The following is a 21,893-nucleotide window of genomic DNA, read 5'->3' on the forward strand; positions in this document are numbered from 1 at the left end:
TGATAAGGGTTTTTTCTAGTTCTGCACCGTCACCGGCCCGCCACGGACCAGCGCGAGGTAGAGGTCGGCCCGCTGACGCTCGGCCTGCGGTGTCGCCGGATCGGTGACGATGGCGTCGAACCAGCGCCCGGCATCCTCGAAGAGGTTGTTCTTCAGGGCCGAGACGCCGAGGAATTCGCGCGCGGAATGGCGCCAGATGCCCTGCGGCGTCGCCAGCGGCTCCAGCGCCTGCTTGATCTCGGCATAGGGAACGAGATCGACGCGCAGGATGCCGGCGCGCAGCCGGGCCAGGTCGCGATAGCTCTGGTCGAGCGAGCCGTCATTGGCGAGCGCGTCGAAGGCGGTGGCGCCGGCGGCGGGATCGTTCTTGGCCGTCTCGGCGGCGAGACGGAAGCGGGCGATCTCGCGATAGCCGGCCGGAGCACCCGCGGCGAGCTCCTTCAGGATCGACTCAGCCTGGGTGCTATCGCCGTCGCGCGAGGATTTCAGCGCCGCCTCGAAGCGCGCGCCAACGGCCGCCGCCGCCTGATTCTGCTGGTGCTGCCAGAACTGCCAGCCGGCCACGCCGATGACGGCAAGCACGGCCAGCGCCACTGCGGCCCAGCCATATTTCTTCCAGAACTGCGCCGCCTTGTCCCGGCGGACTTCCTCATCGATCTCGCGAAAAATATCGGCCATTTGACTGTCAAAATCCCTGTTGGGAGCCCGGTAGCATTTTCACGGCCGGAATGCGAGCCGGTTCAACGACCGTGGCGTCGCAGATTGCGGCGTCGACATGGACGGCCCGGCCGCCGCCATGGCAGAACACGGCACGAGGCTTGCTGTGACTCGCTGGAAAGCGGGCAGATCGCCGCTGCGGAGGCCGACATGGCTCAGAACATCATCTCGCGTTACGGCATGGCTACCCTCGCCCTTGCCACCCTTGCCCTTGGCACCGTCACCTTGCCGGCGAGAGCCGCCTCGGAGCCGATCAAGGTCAAGGTCTTCGTCGCGGCGATGTTCGAGATCGGCGAGAATACGAGCGATCGCGCCGGCGAATTCCAGCACTGGTACGAGCGCTACTGGATGAAAAGCCCGCCCCATGCCGTCAAAGGCGCGCTGAAGCCGGTCTATTGCAACGATGACGGCGTCTGCGGGGCCGTGCTCGGCATGGGCAAGGTCAACTCCTCCTCCTCGATGCAGGCGATCCTGCTCGACCCGGCCTATGACTTCTCGCAGGCCTATTTCATCCTGAGTGGCGTCGCCGGCACGCCGCCCTCGCGCGGCACCATCGGCGACGTCTCCTGGGCGAGCTGGCTCGTCGATTACGATCTCGGCCATCGCTGGGCGCCGGAGGAAGGCAAGCCGGGCGAGCCGGTCTTCATGCCGCGCAAGGGCTATGAGAGCTACCGCGTCTTCCCGCTCAACCCGGCGCTGGTCGGCTGGGCCGTCAAGCTGAGCCAAGGCACCAACCTGCAGGATTCCGATGCGGCGCGGCAGTACCGCATGCGCTATCCGGAGAAGCGCGCGCAGGCTGCGCCGGCCGTGACGACCGGCACGCATATGACCGGCGACACCTTCTTCCACGGCCCCGGCCTGTCGAAGGAGGCCCAGTACATCGCCAAGCTCTACGGCGCCGACGACTATGTCATCACCGAGATGGAGGCGGCGGCGATCACGCTGGTGATCAAGCGCCAATTCGGCACCGACCGTGTCCTGAGCCTGCGCGGCGCGGTCAATTTCGACCAGGGCAACCCGAACGAGACGACGCTGCAGCATCTCGACCCGGCGCCGGGTCAGACCGCCGGCGGCTTCGCCGAAACCGTCGCCAATATCGAGGCGGCCGGCTCGCGCGTGGTCGATCACATCGTGACGGACTGGCCGGAATGGCAGAAGGGCGTGCCGCCGCTGCCGGGGAACTGAGACTGGAAGCGTCATTCTCGGGCGAAGCGAAGCGCGGACCCGAGAATCTCAGGACGAGAAAGCACTGGTTTCCGAGATGCTCGGGTCAAGCCCGAGCATGACGGCTGCAGTCAGCCCGCCCTGAACAGCAGGCTGCCGTCGCCATAGCTGTAGAAGCGGTATTGCTCAGCGATCGCATGGGCATAGGCGCGTTTCATCACGTCGAGTCCGCAGAAGGCGGAGACGAGCATGAACAGCGTCGAGCGCGGCAGATGGAAATTGGTCATCAGCACGTCGACCGCGCGGAAGCGATAGCCCGGCGTGATGAAGATCGCCGTGTCGCCGGAGAAGGGCCGGATCGCCCCGTCCTCGCCGGTCGCGCTTTCGAGGAGGCGCAGCGAGGTCGTGCCGGCGGCGACGATGCGCCCGCCCCTCGCCTTCACCGCGTTGAGCGCGGCCGCCGTCTCGGCCGAGACCGTGCCCCATTCGGCATGCATGCGGTGTTCGTCGGTGTCATCGGCCTTGACCGGGAGGAAGGTGCCGGCGCCGACATGCAGCGTCACGAAATGGCGGGAGATGCCGCGCGCCTCCAGGCCTGCGAACAGCTCCGGCGTGAAATGTAAGCCAGCCGTCGGCGCCGCGACGGCGCCCTCATGGCGGGCGTAGGCCGTCTGGTAGTCGCGGGCATCGGCGGGGTCGGCGGGCCGCTTGCCGGCGATATAGGGCGGCAGCGGCAATTCGCCGAGCCGCGCGATCGCCTCGTCGAGATAGGCGCCGGTCAGGCTGAAGCGCAACTCGACCTCGCCGCCCTCGCCCTTCTCCAGGACTTCGGCCTGCAAGCGGCCGAGCTCGCAGGCATTGCTGGCGCCATCCGCGTCGAACATGACGGTCTCACCCAATGCCAGCTTCTTGGCCGGGCGGGCGAAGGCGCGCCAGCGATCCTCGCTCTCGCGCTTGTGCAGCATGATCTCGACGCGCGCCGAATCCTCGCCGCGATAGCGCCGGCCGCGCAGGCGCGAGGGAATCACGCGGGTATCGTTGAGAACCAGCGCGTCGCCCGGATGCAGCAGGGACGGCAGGTCACGGATGCCGAGATCGGCGAAGGGCTGGGCTGCGTCAGGACGCACCACGAGCAGACGCGCCGCATCGCGCGGGCTTGCCGGCCTCAGCGCGATACGGTCCTCGGGCAGATCGAAATCGAAGAGGCCGACATCCATCGGTCTACATCTCTCTTCAAACGCAAAGAGCCCTCATTCCGGGCGTTGAGCGCGGCTGGCGCCGCATCTCCCGGAACGAGGGCTCGGGTTGAGCGAAGCGATCAGGCCGCGTCGGCCATCACCTTCATCGAGACGATGGAGTCGGGATCGCGCACGGGCTCGCCGCGCTTGATCTTGTCGACATTCTCCATCCCTTCGACGACCTGGCCCCAGACGGTGTACTGCTTGTCGAGGAAGCGGGCATCGTCGAAGACGATGAAGAACTGGCTGTTGGCCGAGTTCGGGTTCTGGGAGCGGGCCATCGAGCAGATGCCGCGGACATGCGGCTCGGCGTTGAATTCCTGCTTCAGGTCAGGATAGTCCGAGCCGCCGGTGCCCGTGCCATGGGGGCAGCCGACCTGGGCCATGAAACCGTCGATGACGCGGTGGAAGACGATGCCGTCATAGAAGCCCTCGCGAGCGAGCGTCTTGATGCGCTCGACATGGCCCGGAGCGAGATCGGGGCGCAGCTTGATGACCACCTTGCCCTTGGTCGTCTCCATGACGATGGTGTTTTCTGGATCGAGCGACATCAGCTCTGCCTTTCGTTAAGCGGCACGTGGCCGTGGAAGCGTATGATGAAGGGTCGCCCCGCGATACTCGCTCCGAGGCCCTTCGACAACCTCATCGGCGTGCAGGCATGCACGGCGGCAACGGCGGACTCGCTGAAGCGTCTCTGGAAAGCGGGATCGCCGCGCCGGGTTTCCCAGGTCACGCGCGGCTGGCCGAACAGCGTGCCGTCACGCCGCAGGCTGAAGCGGAGCGAGACCATCGCGCCGGTCAGGTCGCCCGGCAGCGGCGGCGGCTGCCAGCAGCGGCGCAGGGCCGGCGCGATGTCGGTGAGCTTGTCGACAGCCTCGTCCGGCTCGTTCGGCGTCTGGGGCGAGACGTCGCCGATCAGGCCGATCTCGCCCGCGCCGCCCCTGAGGCGAGACGGGCCGATCCGGCGCTGATCGATGCCGGGGATGTCGTTGCCGCTGAACGGCCCACCGACGCCCGGAGCGTAGCGCTGGCCGCTCTGCGGCGGCAGGATCGGGTTCTGCGAGCCGGAAGGCGGCGGCAGAACCGGATTCTGCGAGCCGGAGGGCGGTGGCCGGCCGAGATCGAGCGTTTCCTGCGCGGCGGCCGGCGCGAGCGCCGCGCCGAGGAGAAAGGCAGTCAAGACGAGAGGGCGCATGGCCTGCTCCTTTGCACCAGCCTGCCCCATCCGCCGGAGACGCTCACGCCTGACTTGGCCGGCTTACTTGGCCCGCTTACTTGGCGTCGGCCTGCATCCGCATGGAGACGATCTTGTCCGGGTTCGTGACCTGGCCGCTGCCGGGCGCGCCCTTCTTGATCTTGCGCACGGCATCCATGCCGGAGACGACTTCGCCGAAGAGCGTGTAGCTGCCGGTCAGAGAGCCGCAGCCCTCGTAGCAGATGAAGAACTGCGAGTTGGCGGAATTGGGCGATTGCGAGCGCGCCATGCCGACGGAACCGACCTTGTAGGGCGTCTGGCTGAACTCGGCCGGGATATTCGGCAGGTCGGAGCCGCCGGTGCCGGTGCCGGTCGGATCGCCGGTCTGGGCCATGAAGCCATCGATGACGCGGTGGAAGACGACGCCATCATAGAAGCCGCGCTTCACCAGCGCCTTGATCTGCGCGACATGCTTCGGCGCCAGATCGGGCCGCAGGCGGATCGTCACCGGGCCGTCCTTGGTGGTCAGCACCACGGTGTTGTCGGGATCGGGCTTCGGCGCGGCAGTCTGTGCCTGGGCAAAGCCGAGCGAGGCGAGAAGGGCAAAAGCGGCGAGCGAGCTGCGCAGCATGAAGATCTCCATGGCCGCAAATGAGGCGGCGACCTTTCGGTCAGTAGCGATATCCTTTGGCCGGAACAAGGCATGCGGCGGCCGCGAATCCAGCCTTGTTGCACTGCACAAGTGCAGCCGAGAATGAATTTGCAAAAAGTTGAGGCTGGAGGTGCCTAAACTGATGACAACTCCGTCACAATCGGCTAATCCTTTTTGCGCTGGGCACGCTTTGTTAAGGCAAGGCGCCGCGGACCAGGTCTCGGGAGGAACGAACGCCCGCTAGTATGCAAGTCGTACGCACATAGACGTACGCCGATACTGCGGAAAAAGGCGGACTCACCAAGGCAAGGCTGCGGCCTTGCCTTTTTTCTTTTGGGGCTCCCGTTGAGGCGCCGCGTGAGCGACGCCCCAGCCTGAATCGATATGGCGACTGCGAATGGCGGGCTCGAACCGCCCTTTTTTCGCTGCCGCTTCGTCGCCCGAGCCGTTCTTTCGATCATGGCGAAGCCGTGGAAGGCATGGGGGCTCGAAAACCGGCCCCCGCGCCAAGAACTAAAGCACGGCTCCCGTTGCCCGAGATCTCCAGAGCCGTTCTCGATCGGGCTCCGGCGACAGATCAAAAATTGCCACGGTCCCGGTTCGGATGTGACGTCGCAGAGCATCGCTGCGCTGCGCATCGATCCGAAGCCTGCCCAGGTCGTGGAGTTCCTGAAGCCGTGTGCGCGAAACCGCCAGCTCGGACGCCAGCAGACGATCGAGGCGCGTGCCGACCTGAAGCGGCACCGTCAAAGCGATCTGCAATTCCGTCCAACAGGGCGCTTCACATACGACATCCTTCAAGATGTCGTACTCGGAGAACTCGTCGATGCGTTGCGACTTGCGCCTCAATGCATCGAGATTGAACGCTTCTACCCGGATCCATTCCGGATCGTTGGACTGAAGCGCCTCCAGAACCGAGGGGTCGATATCGCGAAGGTTGCGTCGCTCGAAGAGCGGACGGTTCCAGGTTTTTTCGCAATCCACGCATTTGTAGATGAGCCAGGCGTCAAGCTTGCGGCCATTGGCGTTGAGCCGGATCTTCCCACTGGATTGGAAGGCTTTCAGCCCGCCGCAACCGCTACAAGCAATCCAAGGCCGGGGGGCGATTTTGGGCGTGATGGTCCAACGGACCCGAAGTGCTCTGCACATAGTCGTCTTGGTCTTCCGTTCGGAAGTTCACCAAGATGGCGCGTGAGAGACCCTTGCCGGGCGCGGTATGGCGGTGTCGTGATGGTCGAAGAGCAGAGACAGCGGGAGCTGTGCTGGCGCATTTGAACAGTGCCAAACCGGTCTCTCGCCACCACCCGACGAACGCATTCATACGCCGACGGCGTTCCGCCACCGGCTGTACGGGTGAACTGGATTGAGACCGGACTTACTTAGGCAAAGTCTACCTCGAGGCACCAAAGCTCTTCGACGCCAGCGATAGCAGGTGATCGGTGCTAGCGGGAGCCCCGGGTAGCGCCCGAGGGAAAGAGCCGCCGGATGAGATAATTCTGCAACGACACCCGATGACGGTGATCGACTGGGACAGCACGCCTCAGAGCACAGCGGCCGCTTCAGAAGTCGTAATTCGCCCAGATATACCAGACGAAGACGAAGATGACGGCCGCGATGACCGAGGTGATCGCCGCCTTCCTCAGCAGCCCGGGCAGGACCGGCGCGCCGGGCTCGGTGCCGTCGACGACCTCCCCGCTTTCCTGCTGGCTGCGGATGCCGAAGGGCAGCACCGCGAACAGCACCGTCCACCAGATGATGAAATAGACCGCAAGCGCGCTGGCGATGGTCATGGCGTGGTCCCTGTCAGCGCGATGCAGGAAAAGGCGACGCGCGCCTCGGTCGGAACACCGAAACGGGCCGTGTGGCGCGCCGGCAGGCCGTTCGGGAAATGCTTCACATATTCGGCGTTGCAGGCGGCGTAGTCGGCCGGATCGGTGATCAGCATCGTCATCTGGACGACGCGATCGAGAGCGCTGCCCGCCTCTGCCAGAATCTCGGCGACCCGGCCCAGCGCGTTGCGCACCTCCTCGGCCGGCGTCGCGCCGCGATGGATGCCCCGCGCCGGATCATGCGGCGCGGAATGCCCGGAAACGAAGACGAGGCCGCCGGCGACCGTCGCGGCGCTGAAGGGGCGCGGCGAGCCGGGTTCAGGCTGGCCGAGAAAGCTGATGTCGGACATGGCTCAGGCCTGCTCCAGCTCAACCAGCGTGCCGAGGAAATCCTTGGGGTGCAGGAACAGCACCGGCTTGCCATGGGCGCCGATGCGCGGCTCGCCGGAACCGAGCACCCGGGCGCCCTGCTCCTTCAGCCGGTCGCGGGCGGCGAGGATGTCGTCGACCTCGTAGCAGATGTGATGGATGCCGCCGTCCGGGTTGCGCTCGAGGAACTTCGCGATCGGAGAATCGGCGCCGAGCGGCTCGAGCAGCTCGACCTTGGTATTGGGCAGTTCGACGAAGACGACGGTGACGCCGTGCTCCGGCTCGGGCTGCGGCTGCGAGACGCGCGCGCCGAGCGTGTCGCGATAGAGCGCCGTCGAGGCCGCGAGATCCTTCACGGCAATGGCGACGTGGTTGAGGCGTCCGATCATGTCTCTCTTCCCGCTCACACCCATTCTCGGAAACGCTACGTCATCCCGGACAAGCGGCGCAGCCGCGCCGATCCGGGATCCATCGAAGGGCGATGTCCCTCCTTATGATGGATTCCGGATCTCCGCTTCGCTGCGTCCGGAATGACGGCGCGTGACCATACGAGATCGTACTCTAGACCTCGATCACCAGCGCATGCACCTGGGGCTTCTTGCCCCATTCCTCGTTGACGGCGCTGCGGACGCCGCGCTCCAGCGCGTTACGCAGAGCCTCGGGGTCGCGGCGGCGGGCCTTGGGAATGCCGTCGAGCAGTTCGGCGACGGTGTCGGCGACGTATTCTTCGAAATCCGTGCCGTCCTGCGTGCGCGGCGGCAGGCCGAGGATGGCGATCTCCGGCTCGCCGGCGATGCCACCCTTCTCGTCGACCGCGACCGCGACCGAGACCATGCCGGCGAAGGAGAGCCTACGGCGCTCGGCAATCGTCTTCTCCAGCGAATTCACCAGCAGGCTGCCATCCTGATAGAGCCGGCCATGCGGGGCTTCGTCGATCTTCCGCGCCCCCTCGGCCGAGATCGCGACGACATCGCCATTGACGGTGCGCAGCACATGCTTGACGCCGAGGCTGCGGGCGAAGCTCTCATGCTCGGCGAGGTGCAGATCCTCGCCATGGGCGGGGATCGCGATCTGCGGCTTCAGCCAGCCATAGAGCCTGGCCATCTCCTCACGGCGCGGATGGCCGGACACGTGCACGAGATGGGTGCGGTCAGTGATGATCTCGATGTTGTCGCGCGCCAGGGCGTTCAGGATGTTGCCGACCGATTTCTCGTTGCCGGGGATGGTGCGCGAGGAAAAGATCACGCGATCGCCGGCCGAAAGCGCGATCTCGGGATGGTCGTCGGCGGCGATGCGCGAGAGCGCGGCGCGCGGCTCGCCCTGGCTGCCGGTGACCAGCGCCACGACCTTGTCGCGCGGCAGGTAGCCATAGGCATCGACCGGGCGGAAGGACGGGATGCCGTCGAGATAGCCGCATTCGCGCGCGACATCGATGACGCGGTCCATGGCGCGTCCGACGACGACGACCTCGCGATCATTCGCCATCGCCGCTTCGGCGACGGCGCGCAGCCTTGCGACATTGGAAGCGAAGGTGGTGACGGCGACACGGCCCGGCGCGGAAGCGACCAGTTCCTTCAGCTTGGCCGCGACATCGGCCTCGCTCGGGCTGGTGCCGTCGCGCATGACGTTGGTCGAGTCGCAGATCAGGGCGAGCACGCCCTCCTCCCCGAGCTCGCGCAGGCGCTTCTCGTCGGTCGGCAGGCCGACGCGCGGGGTCGGGTCGATCTTCCAGTCGCCGGTATGGACGACGAGGCCGGCCGGGGTGCGGATCGCGAGCGCGTTCGATTCGGGGATGGAGTGCGCAACGGGCACGAACTCGATGTCGAAGGGGCCGAGCGTGATGCGCCCGCCCTGCGGCACGACATTGATCTCGACCTTGGGCGCGCCGGGCTCCGAGAGGCGGCGCGTGCCGAGCAGGCCGGCGGCGAATCGCGTGCAGTAGACCGGGGCGCGCAGGCTCGGCCAGAGCGCCGCGAGCGCGCCGATATGGTCCTCATGGGCGTGGGTGATGACGATGCCGATGAGGTTCGCCCGCTCCTCGATGATATAGCGCAGGTCGGGCAGGACGATGTCGACGCCCGGCGCCTCCGGCCCGGCGAAGGACAGGCCGCAATCGACCAGGATCCATTTTCGCCGCCCTTCCGGCCCGAAGCCGTAGAGGGCAGCGTTCATGCCGATCTCGCCGAGGCCGCCAAGGGGAACGAAAACAAGCTGGTCGCTGGAACGGGTCACGGATGATCCTGCAGGCACGGAGAGCCGCCAGCGGCATGCCTCATCGCACGCCGGTCGCAGCTTCCTGGAAGATGTTTCGGAAAACGCAGGTCATCCCGGACGAAGCGAAGCGGAGATCCGGGATCCATGCCGGACCCTTTCCGGTCGGCGTTCCGGCATGGATCCCGGGTCGTCCCTTGGCCGTCCGGGATGACCGCGTTGAACCGGAAATGTCCTTTAGCACGGTCGCGTCGCGGCAGGCCAGCATTGCCGCCCGCCACCTCAGGGCGCCCCGAAGAACAGATCGCCCGCATCGATCAGGCGTCGGCCGGTTTCGGTTTCGAGCTCGAGGCGGCCGGTCGGATCGAGGCCGTTGAAACGGCCCGCAAGCGGCCCTTCCGGCAAACGGATCGTGATGGTTTCGCCGAGAAAGGCGGCACGTTCGAGCCAGGCGGCGCGGATCGGGCCGAAACCGCCGGGTTGCGACCAGACGGCGTGGCGCTTCGCCCAGGCGTCGCTGAGTGCGAGCAGCATCGCCTCGACATTCGCGCGGGGCGCGGCGGTCTTCAGGTAAGTCGCCGGATAGGGCGTGTCCGTCGGGCAGGAGGCGATGTTGACGCCGCAGCCGAGGATCACGTTGAGCCGCCCTGCCCGGCTTTCGCCTTCGAGCAGCAGGCCCGACGTCTTGGCGCCGCCGAGCAGCAGGTCGTTCGGCCATTTCAGCTTGAGCCCGCCAGCGGCGGGGCCGAGCAGTTGCGAGGCGGCATCATGCAAGGCGAGCCCGGCGACGAAGCCGAGCTGCGGCGCCAGCGCCGGCTCGCACGGGTCGGTCAGCAGCAGGCTGGCGTAGAGATTGCCGGGCGGCGAGCCCCATTGCCGGCCGTGACGCCCGCGCCCGGCCTTCTGGCTGCGGGCGACGATCCAGAGCTTGCCCGGCTCACCCTGATGCAGGGCGCGGCGGGCCTCCTCCATGGTCGAGCCGACCTCGTCGCGGATGATCAGCCGGTAGCCGGCGGCGCGGGCGGCTTCACCGAGCATGGGGCACAACGCACGGAGACGACATGCCCCCGTCATTCTCGGGTGAAGCGAAGCGCAGACCCGAGAATCTCAGGCGGGAAAAGGCGCCTCTCCTTCGCGAGATGCTCGGGTCAAGCCCGAGCATGACGGCCCGCATCGCTCAAAACAGCGACTTCGCCGCAGCCGCCGCCGAGTCGAAGAGCGGTGCCGGCACGAGCGACAGCGCCAGCACGAAGACGGCCGAGACGAACAGCACCGTGCGCACGCCGAGATCCGAGCGCTCGAAGGCCGGCTTGGGATCGTCGAAATACATCACCTTGACGAGGCGCAGATAGTAATAGGCGCCGACGACGCTGGTCAGGACGCCCACCACGGCGAGCGTGTAGAGCTTGGCGTCGATCGCGGCGAGGAAGACGTAGAACTTCGCCCAGAAACCGGCCAGCGGCGGGATGCCGGCGAGCGAGAACATCATCATCGAGAGCGCGAAGGCCATCCAGGGGTTCGTCCGGGAGAGGCCGGCAAGCTCGTTGATGTCCTCGACCAGCTTGCCGTCGCGGCGCATCATCAGCACGCAGGCGAAGGCGCCGAGCGTGGTGGCGAGGTAGATCGCCATATAGGTCATCACGCCCTGCACGCCGCCGGCCGTGCCCGCGGCGAGGCCGACCAGCGCGAAGCCCATATTCGCGATCGAGGAATAGGCGAGCAGGCGCTTGATGTTGCGCTGGCCGATCGCGGCGAAGGCGCCGAGCGCCATCGAGGCGATCGAGATGAAGATGATGATCTGCTGCCAGTCATGGATCGCGCCGGGGAAGGCGCCGATGAAGACGCGGATCACCATCGCCATCGCCGCCATCTTGGGCGCCGAGGCGAAGAAGGCGGCGACCGGGGTCGGCGAGCCCTCATAGACATCCGGCGTCCACATATGGAACGGCACGGCCGAGATCTTGAAGGCGACGCCGGCGGCGATGAAGACGATGCCGAAGACGAGACCGAGGCCGGCATGGCCGCCCTGCGTCGCCGCCGCGATGCCCGGGAAGGTCACCGTTCCGGTGAAGCCATAGGTCAGCGAGGCGCCATAGAGCAGCATGCCGGAGGAGAGCGCTCCGAGCACGAAGTACTTGAGGCCGGCTTCCGTGGAGCGGGCATTGTCGCGGTCGAAGGCGGCGACGACGTAGAGCGCCAGCGACTGCAATTCGAGGCCGACATAGAGGCTGATGAGATCGTTGGCCGAGATCATCATCATCATGCCGATGGTCGAGAGCACGATCAGGATCGGGAACTCGAAGCGCATCACGCCCTGACGGCGCAGCGTCTCCGAGGCCAGGAGGATGGTCGCACCAGCGCCCAGCAGCGTCAGCACCTTCATGAAGCGGGCGAAGCCGTCGGCGACGAAGCCGTCGTTGAAGGTCAGGAGCCTGCCCTCGCCCGAGACGACCACCACGAGCGCCACGGCAAGCAGGACAAGCGCCAGACCTTCCAGCAGGCGGCCGGCACGCTCGCCGCGGACGGCGCCGATCAGCACCATGGCGATGGCGCCAAGCGCCAGGATGATTTCCGGCAGGGCCGGGCCGAGAGCGGGCAGAGCCATGTCCGAGACCTTACTGCGCGGCGAGCATGGCCGTCTTCGCGACGGTCAGCGCAGCCTGATAGTTCTTGATGAGCATTTCGGTCGGCGCCGCGAAGGCGTCGAGGATGGTGTGGGGCTGGATGCCGTACCAGATCGTCAGCAGGACCAGCGGAGCGAGGATCGCGATCTCGCGGCCGTTCAAATCCTTGATGTCCTTGAGCTCGGGCTTCACCAGTTCACCGAAGACGACGCGGCGATAGAGCCAGAGCGCATAGCCCGCCGAGAGGATGACGCCCGACGTTGCGAAGAAGGCGACCCAGGGATTGGCGCGGAAGGCGCCGAGCAGCGTCAGGAACTCGCCGACGAAACCGGCCGTGCCGGGCAGCCCGACATTGGCCATGGTGAAGACCATGAAGACCACGGCGTAGAGCGGCATCCGGTTCACCAGCCCGCCATAGGCGGCGATCTCGCGGGTGTGCATCCGGTCGTAGATCACGCCGACGCAGAGGAAGAGCGCGCCCGAGACGAGGCCGTGGCTCATCATCTGGAACATGGCGCCCTGGATGCCCTGCGGGGTCAGGGTGAACAGCCCCATGGTGACGAAGCCCATATGCGCCACCGAGGAGTAGGCGATCAGCTTCTTGATGTCCTCCTGCATCAGCGCCACCAGCGAGGTGTAGACGATGGCGATGACGGAGAGCGCGAAGACCAGCGGCGCGAAATCATGCGACGCCTCCGGGAACATCGGGATCGAGAAGCGGATGAAGCCGTAGCCGCCCATCTTCAGGAGGATCGCCGCCAGGATGACGGAGCCGGCGGTGGGCGCCTCGACGTGGGCGTCAGGCAGCCAGGTATGAACCGGCCACATCGGCATCTTCACCGCGAAGGAGGCGAAGAAGGCGAGCCAGAGCCATTTCTGCATGCCGGCCGGGAACTGGTGGGCGAGCAGCGCCGGAATGTCGGTGGTGCCGGCGTTCCAGTACATCGCCATCACGGCCAGCAGCATCAGCACCGAGCCGAGCAGCGTGTAGAGGAAGAACTTGTAGGAGGCGTAGACGCGCCGCTTGCCGCCCCAGATGCCGATGATCAGGAACATCGGGATCAGGCCGGCCTCGAAGAACAGGTAGAACAGCACGAGGTCGAGCGCCGCGAAGACGCCGATCATCAGCGTCTCCAGCACCAGGAAGGCGACCATGTACTCCGCCACCCGCTTCTCGACCGAGGTCCAGGAAGCGAGGATGCAGAACGGCATCAGGAACGCCGTCAGCACGATGAAGGGGAAGGAGAAGCCGTCGACGCCGAGCTTGAAGCGGATCGACTCCGAGATCCAGCCATGGCTCTCGACGAGCTGGAAGCCGGGATCGGCCGGGTTGAAGCGGCTCCAGGCGACGCAGGCGAGCACGAAGGTCAGCACCGTCGTGACCAGCGCCGCCCAGCGGGCGTTTGAAGCGACCGAAGCCTCGTCGCCGCGCTGCGCCAGGATGAAGGCGGCGCCGACCAGCGGCAGGATCAGGAGACCGGTGAGAATACCGAAACCGAACATCATCTCACCCGCGGGTCACGAGATACCAGGTCACCAGCCCGGCGACGCCGATCAGCATGGCGAAGGCATAGTGGTAGAGATAGCCGGTCTGCAGGCGCACGACGCGGTTGGTGACGTCGACGACGCGGGCCGAGACGCCGTCCGGGCCGAAGCCGTCGATGACGAAGCCGTCACCCTTCTTCCAGAGGAAGCGGCCGAGCCACTTCGCCGGACGCACGAACAGGAAGTCGTAGATCTCGTCGAAGTACCATTTGTTGAGCAGGAACCGGTACAGAACCGGGTTCGCTGCCGCGAGCCTGCCCGGGATGTCCGGCCGGCGGACATACATCCAGTAGGCCAGCACGAAGCCGATCGCCATCGCCACGAAGGGCGACCAGACCACCCAGCCCGGCACTTCATGCATGGTGTGCAGGATGTGGTTGTCCTTGCCCATGAACAGCGCCGACTTCCAGAAATGCTCGAAGTCGTGGCCGATGAAGTACTCCTTGAAGACGTAGCCGGCAGCGACCGCGCCCAGCGAAAGCAGGGCGAGCGGCAGCAGCATCACCCAGGGGCTCTCATGCGGGGTGTGACCATGGCCGTGGCCGTGATCGTCATGCGCATGGTCATCTTGGCCGTGAGCGGCGTGCGCGTGATCGTCGTGACCATGTGAACCATGGCCATGGGACGCATCATGGCCCCAGCGCGGCGCACCCTCGAAGGTCATGAAATAGAGCCGCCAGGAATAGAAGGAGGTCATGCAGGCCGCGACGACCAGCAGGACGAAGGCGTAGGACGAGGCGAAGCCGCCATGCGCCACCGAGGCATAGGCGCTCTCGATGATGGCGTCCTTGGAGAAGTAGCCGGCGAAGCCAGGGAAGCCGGTCAGTGCCAGCGTGCCGATGGTCATGGCGGCGGCGGTGAAGGGGATATGCTTCCGCAGGCCGCCCATATGGCGCATGTCCTGCTCGTGGTGCATCGCGTGGATGACCGAGCCGGCGCCCAAGAAGAGCAGCGCCTTGAAGAAGGCGTGCGTGAACAGGTGGAAGATGCCGGCGCCGTAATTGCCGACGCCGAGCGCGACGAACATGTAGCCGAGCTGCGAGCAGGTCGAATAGGCGATGACGCGCTTGATGTCGTTCTGCACGAGACCGACCGTCGCGGCGAAGAAGGCCGTGGTGGCGCCGATGACGACGACGACGGTGAGCGCGACCGGAGCGTATTCGAAGATCGGCGAGAGGCGCGCGACCATGAAGACACCTGCCGTGACCATCGTCGCGGCATGAATGAGGGCGGAGACCGGGGTCGGGCCTTCCATCGCGTCCGGCAGCCAGGTGTGCAGCAGGAACTGCGCCGACTTGCCCATGGCACCCATGAACAGCAGCAGGCAGGTCAGCGTCAGCGCATTCCAGTCATAGCCGAGGAAATGGAAGGGCTTGCCGACCATCTCGCCGACGCGCGGGAAGATCGAGTCGAAGGTGACCGCGCCGAAGAGCACGAAGATCAGGAAGATGCCGAGCAGGAAGCCGAAATCGCCGACACGGTTGACGATGAAGGCCTTCATCGCCGCGGCATTGGCCGAGGGCTTCTGGTACCAGAAGCCGATCAGCAGGTAGGAGGCGAGACCGACGCCTTCCCAGCCGAAGAACATCTGGACGAGGTTGTCCGCCGTCACCAGCATCAGCATGGCGAAGGTGAACAGCGAGAGATAGGCGAAGAAGCGCGGCCGGTGCGGATCCTCGTGCATGTAGCCGATGGAATAGAGGTGCACGAGCGACGACACGGTGTTGACGACGACCAGCATCACCGCCGTCAGCGTGTCGATGCGGAAGGCCCAGTCGACCTGCAGGGCACCAGAGGAGATCCAGTTCGCGACCTGGATGCGCGTCGTGCCCGAACCCAAGCCGACCTGGAAGAAGGCGACCCAGGACAGCACCGCCGAGACGATGAGCAGCGAGGTCGTGACGATCTCGGAGCCGCGCGCGCCGATCAGCCGGCCGAAGAGCCCGGCGATCAGGAAGCCGATGAGGGGGAGGAAGACGATCAGGTGATACATGTCCGTGAGGTCCAGGCGCCTTGCGACGCTCAGCCTTTCATCATGTTGATGTCTTCCACCGCGATCGAGCCGCGGTTGCGGAAGTAGACGACGAGAATGGCGAGACCGATCGCGGCCTCCGCCGCCGCCACCGTAAGCACAAGCAGCGCGAAGACCTGGCCGACGATGTCGCCCAGGAAGCTCGAGAAGGCGACGAAGTTGATGTTGACCGAGAGCAGGATGAGCTCGACCGACATCAGGATGACGATGATGTTCTTGCGGTTGACGAAGATGCCGAGCACGCCGAGCGTGAACAGGATCGCGCTGACGGCGAGATAGTGGCCCAGTCCGATCATCATGCCATCTCCTCGGGAACGCCGGCGCGCGAGGGCACCTGCTTGACCTCCATCGCCGCGGCCTTGGTACGGGCGTTCTGGGTCGGGACGTGCTGGCGCTTGATGCCGTGGCGCTCGCGCAGCGTCAGCACGATCGCGCCGATCATGGCGACGAGCAGCACGAGGCCGGCCGCCTGGAAGTAGTAGATGTACTGCGTGTAGAGCACGCGGCCGAGCGCCTCGGTATTCGTGATCCCGCCGGGAATCGCGGCGACCGGCGCCTTGACGAGCTGCGGATTGATGACCCAGGCGCCGACGACCATCAGGAGCTCGACGGCGAAGATGAAGCCGATCAGCGCGCCGATCGGCAGATAGTTGAGGAAGCCCTGGCGGAACTCGGCGAAATCGACGTCGAGCATCATCACCACGAAGAGGAAGAGCACCGCGACCGCGCCGACATAGACGACGACCAGCAGCATCGCGAGGAACTCGGCGCCGAGCAGCATGAACAGCCCGGCCGCGTTGACGAAGGCCAGGATCAGGTAGAGCACCGAATGCACGGGATTGCGCGAGGTCACCACCATGAAGGCGGATGCCACGGTCACCCCTGCGAAGAGATAGAAGAAAGCCGCTGCGGCATTCATCTCGGCCAGCCCTTCCCGCCCCTTTTCGGCGCGGTCCTCGTTTGGTTCGTGCTCCGGGACTCAAAAGACCCCGAGCAATTTGGAGCGTCTATAATCAGGCCCGCCGGGCGGGACAACCGCACGGCGGGTCTGGTCTCGTTCTAAGGGCGTCATTCTCGGGCTTGACCCGAGAATCTCCGGCAAGAGATGCTCGGGTCAAGCCCGAGAATGACGGCGCTTCAACTACCGATAGGGCGCGTCCATCGCGATGTTGCGCGCGATCTCGCGTTCCCAGCGCGCGCCGTTCGCGAGCAGCTTGTCCTTGTCGTAGAACAGCTCCTCGCGGGTCTCGGTCGCGAACTCGAAATTCGGCCCCTCGACGATGGCATCGACCGGGCAGGCTTCCTGGCAGAAGCCGCAGTAGATGCATTTGGTCATGTCGATGTCGTAACGGGTGGTGCGGCGCGTGCCGTCGTTGCGGCGCGGGCCGGCCTCGATCGTGATGGCCTGCGCCGGGCAGATCGCCTCGCAGAGCTTGCAGGCGATGCAGCGCTCCTCGCCGTTCGGATAGCGGCGCAAAGCATGCTCGCCACGGAAGCGCGGCGAGAGCTGGCCCTTCTCGAACGGGTAGTTCAGCGTCGCCTTCGGCTTGAAGAAATAGCGCATCGAGAGCCCGATCGCCCCGACGAACTCCTTCAGCAGCAGGCCCCTTGCGGCTTGCGCGAGTGACATCGCCTTCGTCCTTCCATCCTCAGCCGAACAGCGTCCGGCCGATCACGAAACCCAGGACCGGCATCAAGCCGATCGTCATCACAACCAGAGCCGCCCGCAGGATGCGGATACGGCGCTCGTAATCATCCTTCTCGGCCTGCGTCTCCGAGCGATCCGTGCGCCGGAGCGCCCCGATCACCACGGCCGAGATCAACCGGTATTCCAGCAGGCCCAGCCCGAAGCCGATCAGGGCGCCGAGCGGGCCGGCCCAACTCATCCGCCGACCGGGCCCCAGCCCGTCAATTGCAGCACCAGCGCCACGATCACCACGCAAGCGAGCGAGAGCGGCAGGAAGACCTTCCAGCCCAGGCGCATCAGCTGGTCGTAGCGGTAGCGCGGCACGAAGGCCTTCACCAGCGCGAACATGAAGAACACCAGGCAGACCTTGAGCGCGAACCAGAACACGCCGGGCAGCCAGGTGAAGGGCGGCAGCGCGACCGGGGGCGCCCAGCCGCCGAGGAACAGGATCGTGGTCAGCGAGCACATGGTCATGATCGCCACGTATTCGCCGAGCATGAACAGCAGGTACGGCGTCGAGGAATACTCGACCATGAAGCCCGCCACGAGCTCGGATTCCGCTTCCGCCAGATCGAAGGGCGGCCGGTTCGTTTCGGCCAGCGCCGAAACGAAGAAGACCACGAACATCGGGAAGAGCGGGATGAAGTACCAGTTCAGGATCGAGAGCCACGGCACGCCCAGCGCATGCGCCAGACCCCGGTTCTGCTGCGCCTCGACCACGGCCGAGAGGTTCAGCGAGCCGACGCAGAGCAGCACGGTGATGATGACGAAGCCGATCGAGACCTCGTAGGACACCATCTGCGCCGCCGAGCGCAGCGCGCTCATGAACGGGTATTTCGAGTTCGAAGCCCAGCCGGCCATGATGATGCCGTAGACGCCGAGCGAGGAGATCGCGAGGATGTAGAGCACGCCGACATTGATGTCGGCGATCGCCCAGCCTTCCGCCACCGGGATCACCGCCCAGGCGCCGAGCGCCAAGAGGCAGGAGATGAAGGGCGCCAGCAGGAAGATGCCCTTATTCGCGCCGGACGGGATGATCGGCTCCTTGAGCGCGAACTTGATCAGGTCGGCGAAGCTCTGGAACAGGCCCCAGGGGCCGACCACGTTCGGGCCACGGCGGAGCTGCACCGCCGCCCAGACCTTGCGGTCGGCCAGCAGGATGTAGGCGATGAAGACCAGCAGGCAGACCAGCAGCAGCAGGCTCTTGCCGAGAACGATCGCGATATCGAGGACGAGGTCCCAGTTCATGGCCGGTTACTCCGCCGCCTGCTGGTGCCGGCCCGAGGCCAGCGCCGAGCATTCCGCCATGATGGCGGAGGCACGCGCGATCGGGTTGGTCTGATAGAAATCGGCGACGGGCGAGACGAAGCCCGCCTTGTCGGTCTTGCCGCCGAGGCCGGCGAGCTTGCCGATCTCCGAAGCGTCATTGGCCGGCAGGCCGTCGAGCGCCGCGAAATGCGGATGCGCCTCATAGAGCGCCTTGCGCAGGCCGGACAGCGAGTCGAAGGGCAGCGTCTTGCCCAGCGTCGCGGAGAGCGCGCGCAGGATCGCCCAATCCTCGCGGGCATCGCCCGGCGGGAAGGTGGCGCGGTCGCCCATCTGCACACGGCCTTCCGTGTTCACATAGGTGCCGGACTTCTCGGTATAGGCCGCGCCCGGCAAGATGACGTCGGCGCGATGGGCGCCCTTATCGCCATGCGTGCCCTGGTAGACGACGAAAGCGCCTTCCGGCACCTCGATCTCGTCGGCGCCGAGCAGGAAGAGCACATCGAGCGCGCCCGGCTTGACCATCGCAGCGGCGTCCAAACCGCCCTCGCCCGGCACGAAGCCGAGATCGAGCGCCCCGACACGCGACGCTGCGGTGTGGATGACGCCAAAACCGTTCCAGCCTTCGCGGACGGCACCGAGCGCTTGTGCCGCCTTGGCGGCGAGCGAGAGCACAGCCTCACCGTCAGTGCGGGTCAGAGCGCCCTGCCCGACCAGTACCATCGCCTTGCCCTCGCCGGCCTGGGCCGATTTCACGACATCGGCCAGCGTCTCCGGGCCGGCGCCGAGATAATCATAGGCATAGGTCAGATCGGCCTTCTCGCCGATGACGCTGACCTTGAAGTTGCCGCGCAGCCAGCGCTTGCGGATGCGGGCATTCAGGATCGGCGCCTCGCGGCGCGGGTTCGAGCCGATGATGAGCAGCGAATCCGCCTGCTCGATGCCCGCGATGCCGGCGTTGAGCACGTAGGAGGCGCGGCCGAACTTCGGATGCAGCCTGGTGCCGTCCTGGCGGGCGTCGAGATTGGCCGATCCGAGCGAGGCGATCAGCGCCTTCAGCGCGAACATCTCCTCCACGGCCGCGAGATCGCCCGCGATGGCGCCAATCTTCTCTGGGCTCGCGGCCTTCACCTTGTTGGCGACGGCAGCGAAGGCCTCCGTCCAGCTCGCGGGGCGCAAGCGCCCGTTCTCGCGGATATAGGGCCGGTCGAGGCGCTGGGTCTTGAGACCGTCGGCGATATGGCGGGTCTTGTCGGAGATCCACTCCTCGTTCACCGCCTCGTTGAGGCGGGGCAGGATGCGCATCACTTCCTTGCCGCGCGAGTCGACGCGGATGGCGGAGCCGACGGCGTCCATCACGTCGATGCTCTCGGTCTTGGAGAGCTCCCACGGGCGGGCCTTGTTCTGGTAGGGCTTCGAGGTCAGCGCGCCGACCGGGCAGAGATCGACGATATTGCTCTGCAATTCAGAGCTCATCGCGTGCTCGAGATAGGTCGTGATCTCCATGTCCTCGCCGCGGCCGATGGCGCCGAGATCGGAGGCGCCGGCAACCTCGGTGGTGAAGCGGACGCAGCGCGTGCACTGGATGCAGCGCGTCATCGTCGTCTTGACCAGCGGGCCGATATACTTGTCCTCGACCGCGCGCTTGTTCTCGGCGAAGCGGGAGGTTTCCGCGCCGAAGGCCATGGCCTGGTCCTGCAGGTCGCATTCGCCGCCCTGATCGCAGATCGGGCAGTCCAGCGGGTGGTTGATGAGGAGGAACTCCATCACCCCCTCGCGCGCCTTCTTGACCATCGGCGACTTGGTCGAGACGACCGGCGGCTCGCCGTTCGGGCCAGGGCGCAAATCGCGCACGCCGATGGCGCAAGAGGCCTGCGGCTTCGGCGGGCCCCCCTTCACCTCGACGAGGCACATGCGGCAATTGCCGGCGATGGACAGCCGCTCGTGGAAGCAGAAGCGCGGCACCTCGGCGCCAGCCGCCTCGCAGGCCTGGAGAACCGTGTAATCGGCCGGGACGTCAACCTCGATGCCGTCGATGACGAGTTTGGTCATGGTCTCACTCCGCCGCCATCAGGCGCACAGGCTCGCTGTGCGGGTTGGCGGCATAGTCGTCGATGCGCTGCTCGATCTCGTGACGGAAATGCGCGATCAGGCCCTGGATCGGCCAGGCGGCTGCGTCACCGAGCGCGCAGATCGTGTGGCCCTCGATCTGCTTGGTGACGTCGAGCAGCATGTCGATCTCGCGCTTCTGGGCGCGGCCCTCGGCCATGCGCTCCATGACGCGCCACATCCAGCCCGTGCCCTCGCGGCAGGGCGTGCACTGGCCGCAGCTCTCATGCTTGTAGAAATGGCTGATGCGGGCGATGGCGCGGACGATGTCGGTCGACTTGTCCATCACGATCACCGCCGCCGTGCCGAGGCCCGAGCGCAGCTTCGACAGCGAGTCGAAATCCATCGGCGTGTCGATGATCTGCTCGGCCGGAACCATGCGCACCGAGGAGCCGCCGGGGATAACCGCCTTCAGGTTGTCCCAGCCGCCGCGGATGCCGCCGCAATGCTTGTCGATCAGCTCGCGGAAGGGGATGCCCATCGCCTCCTCGACGTTGCAGGGCTTGTTCACATGGCCGGAGACGCAGAACAGCTTGGTGCCGACATTGTTCGGCGTGCCGATCGAGGAGAACCAGGCGGCGCCGCGGCGCAGGATGGTCGGGGCGACCGCGATCGACTCGACGTTGTTCACCGTGGTCGGGCAGCCATAGAGGCCCATATTGGCGGGGAAAGGCGGCTTCAGCCGCGGCATGCCCTTCTTGCCTTCGAGGCTCTCCAGCAGCGCCGTCTCTTCGCCGCAGATATAGGCGCCGGCGCCATGATGCACATAGAGATCAAAGGGATAGCCGTGGACATTGTCCTTGCCGATGAGCTTGGCCTCATAGGCCTCATCGACGGCGCGCTGCAGCGCCTCGCGCTCGCGAATATATTCGCCGCGAATATAGATATAGGCCGCATGCGCGCCCATCGCGAAGGAGGCGATCAGGCAGCCCTCGACCAGCGTATGCGGGTCGTTGCGCATGATCTCGCGATCCTTGCACGTGCCCGGCTCCGACTCGTCGGCATTGACGACGAGGTAGTGCGGGCGCCCGTCGCTGACCTTGGGCATGAATGACCATTTCAGCCCGGTCGGGAAGCCGGCGCCACCACGACCGCGCAGGCCGGACTTCTTCATCTCGTCGATGATCCAGTCCCGGCCCTGCTCCAGGATGAACTTGGTACCATCCCAGCCGCCGCGTTGGATCGCGCCCTTCAGGGAGCGGTCATGCAGGCCGTAGAGATTGGTGAAGATGCGGTCGCGATCTGCGAGCATGTC

General features: G+C 66.0%; 22 protein-coding genes. 1 reads left to right on the forward strand and 21 read right to left on the reverse strand.

Features of this window, described 5'->3' with window-relative positions; genetic code table 11:
- Nucleotides 1-15: 15 nt before the first annotated feature.
- Nucleotides 16-678, reverse strand: coding sequence for a tetratricopeptide repeat protein (locus GY40_RS23445; protein WP_038367668.1), 663 nt, complete (start codon nucleotides 676-678; stop codon nucleotides 16-18).
- Nucleotides 679-867: 189 nt separating this feature from the next.
- Between GY40_RS23445 and GY40_RS23450 the strand changes: the two genes are divergently transcribed.
- Nucleotides 868-1,902, forward strand: a complete 1,035-nt coding sequence (locus GY40_RS23450) for a purine-nucleoside phosphorylase (protein WP_081925629.1) — start codon at nucleotides 868-870, stop codon at nucleotides 1,900-1,902.
- Nucleotides 1,903-2,012: 110 nt separating this feature from the next.
- Here GY40_RS23450 and queA read toward each other — a convergent pair whose 3' ends face one another.
- The 20 genes from queA to nuoF all read right to left on the reverse strand — a co-directional run bounded on the left by queA (nucleotide 2,013) and on the right by nuoF (nucleotide 21,890).
- Nucleotides 2,013-3,098, reverse strand: coding sequence for a tRNA preQ1(34) S-adenosylmethionine ribosyltransferase-isomerase QueA (gene queA, locus GY40_RS23455; protein WP_038367670.1), 1,086 nt, complete (start codon nucleotides 3,096-3,098; stop codon nucleotides 2,013-2,015).
- A gap of 101 nt (nucleotides 3,099-3,199) precedes the next feature.
- Nucleotides 3,200-3,670, reverse strand: coding sequence for a peptidylprolyl isomerase (locus tag GY40_RS23460; protein ID WP_038367672.1), 471 nt, complete (start codon nucleotides 3,668-3,670; stop codon nucleotides 3,200-3,202).
- On the reverse strand, nucleotides 3,670-4,314 hold the full coding sequence (locus GY40_RS26755) for a hypothetical protein (RefSeq protein ID WP_051988449.1): 645 nt from the start codon (nucleotides 4,312-4,314) through the stop codon (nucleotides 3,670-3,672). The genes GY40_RS23460 and GY40_RS26755 overlap by 1 nt, the downstream gene beginning before the upstream one ends.
- 76 nt (nucleotides 4,315-4,390) lie before the next feature.
- The gene (locus GY40_RS23470; protein WP_038368701.1) at nucleotides 4,391-4,945 is read right to left on the reverse strand and encodes a peptidylprolyl isomerase; all 555 of its coding nucleotides are present in this window, start codon (nucleotides 4,943-4,945) and stop codon (nucleotides 4,391-4,393) included.
- Nucleotides 4,946-5,479: 534 nt separating this feature from the next.
- Nucleotides 5,480-6,115: a DUF1062 domain-containing protein gene (locus tag GY40_RS23475; protein WP_038367674.1), complete on the reverse strand. Its 636-nt coding sequence runs from the start codon at nucleotides 6,113-6,115 to the stop codon at nucleotides 5,480-5,482.
- A 410-nt stretch (nucleotides 6,116-6,525) separates the two neighbouring features.
- Entirely contained in the window at nucleotides 6,526-6,756 is a 231-nt protein-coding gene (locus GY40_RS23480) for a DUF1467 family protein (protein ID WP_038367676.1), read from the reverse strand.
- On the reverse strand, nucleotides 6,753-7,145 hold the full coding sequence (locus GY40_RS26760; RefSeq protein ID WP_051988450.1) for a RidA family protein: 393 nt from the start codon (nucleotides 7,143-7,145) through the stop codon (nucleotides 6,753-6,755). Before GY40_RS26760 ends, GY40_RS23480 begins: the two co-directional genes overlap by 4 nt.
- 3 nt (nucleotides 7,146-7,148) lie before the next feature.
- Nucleotides 7,149-7,553, reverse strand: a complete 405-nt coding sequence (gene mce, locus GY40_RS23490) for a methylmalonyl-CoA epimerase (protein ID WP_038367679.1) — start codon at nucleotides 7,551-7,553, stop codon at nucleotides 7,149-7,151.
- A 172-nt stretch (nucleotides 7,554-7,725) separates the two neighbouring features.
- On the reverse strand, nucleotides 7,726-9,396 hold the full coding sequence (locus GY40_RS23495) for a ribonuclease J (protein WP_038367681.1): 1,671 nt from the start codon (nucleotides 9,394-9,396) through the stop codon (nucleotides 7,726-7,728).
- A gap of 261 nt (nucleotides 9,397-9,657) precedes the next feature.
- On the reverse strand, nucleotides 9,658-10,413 hold the full coding sequence (locus GY40_RS23500) for a biotin--[acetyl-CoA-carboxylase] ligase (protein ID WP_038367683.1): 756 nt from the start codon (nucleotides 10,411-10,413) through the stop codon (nucleotides 9,658-9,660).
- Nucleotides 10,414-10,552: 139 nt separating this feature from the next.
- Nucleotides 10,553-11,980, reverse strand: a complete 1,428-nt coding sequence (nuoN, locus tag GY40_RS23505; protein WP_038367685.1) for an NADH-quinone oxidoreductase subunit NuoN — start codon at nucleotides 11,978-11,980, stop codon at nucleotides 10,553-10,555.
- 10 nt (nucleotides 11,981-11,990) lie between these two features.
- On the reverse strand, nucleotides 11,991-13,502 hold the full coding sequence (locus tag GY40_RS23510; protein ID WP_038367688.1) for an NADH-quinone oxidoreductase subunit M: 1,512 nt from the start codon (nucleotides 13,500-13,502) through the stop codon (nucleotides 11,991-11,993).
- 4 nt (nucleotides 13,503-13,506) lie between these two features.
- Nucleotides 13,507-15,537, reverse strand: coding sequence for an NADH-quinone oxidoreductase subunit L (gene nuoL / locus GY40_RS23515; protein ID WP_038367691.1), 2,031 nt, complete (start codon nucleotides 15,535-15,537; stop codon nucleotides 13,507-13,509).
- A gap of 29 nt (nucleotides 15,538-15,566) precedes the next feature.
- Complete coding sequence (gene nuoK / locus GY40_RS23520; RefSeq protein ID WP_038367693.1) at nucleotides 15,567-15,875, reverse strand: NADH-quinone oxidoreductase subunit NuoK; 309 nt, start codon at nucleotides 15,873-15,875, stop codon at nucleotides 15,567-15,569.
- Nucleotides 15,872-16,495: an NADH-quinone oxidoreductase subunit J gene (locus GY40_RS23525; protein ID WP_038367696.1), complete on the reverse strand. Its 624-nt coding sequence runs from the start codon at nucleotides 16,493-16,495 to the stop codon at nucleotides 15,872-15,874. The genes nuoK and GY40_RS23525 overlap by 4 nt, the downstream gene beginning before the upstream one ends.
- 222 nt (nucleotides 16,496-16,717) lie before the next feature.
- Nucleotides 16,718-17,206, reverse strand: a complete 489-nt coding sequence (nuoI, locus tag GY40_RS23530) for an NADH-quinone oxidoreductase subunit NuoI (RefSeq protein WP_038367698.1) — start codon at nucleotides 17,204-17,206, stop codon at nucleotides 16,718-16,720.
- A 19-nt stretch (nucleotides 17,207-17,225) separates the two neighbouring features.
- The gene (locus GY40_RS23535) at nucleotides 17,226-17,462 is read right to left on the reverse strand and encodes a hypothetical protein (RefSeq protein ID WP_038367700.1); all 237 of its coding nucleotides are present in this window, start codon (nucleotides 17,460-17,462) and stop codon (nucleotides 17,226-17,228) included.
- Nucleotides 17,459-18,511, reverse strand: coding sequence for an NADH-quinone oxidoreductase subunit NuoH (gene nuoH, locus GY40_RS27770; protein ID WP_038367703.1), 1,053 nt, complete (start codon nucleotides 18,509-18,511; stop codon nucleotides 17,459-17,461). Before nuoH ends, GY40_RS23535 begins: the two co-directional genes overlap by 4 nt.
- Nucleotides 18,512-18,517: 6 nt before the next feature.
- Nucleotides 18,518-20,581 (reverse strand): NADH-quinone oxidoreductase subunit NuoG, encoded by a 2,064-nt coding sequence (gene nuoG / locus GY40_RS23545; RefSeq protein WP_038367706.1) that lies wholly within the window; start codon nucleotides 20,579-20,581, stop codon nucleotides 18,518-18,520.
- A gap of 4 nt (nucleotides 20,582-20,585) precedes the next feature.
- Entirely contained in the window at nucleotides 20,586-21,890 is a 1,305-nt protein-coding gene (gene nuoF / locus GY40_RS23550; protein ID WP_038367709.1) for an NADH-quinone oxidoreductase subunit NuoF, read from the reverse strand.
- Nucleotides 21,891-21,893 lie beyond the last annotated feature (3 nt).

Source organism: Allobosea sp. UNC402CLCol (assembly GCF_000745475.1).
Classification (GTDB): domain Bacteria; phylum Pseudomonadota; class Alphaproteobacteria; order Rhizobiales; family Beijerinckiaceae; genus Allobosea; species Allobosea spartocytisi.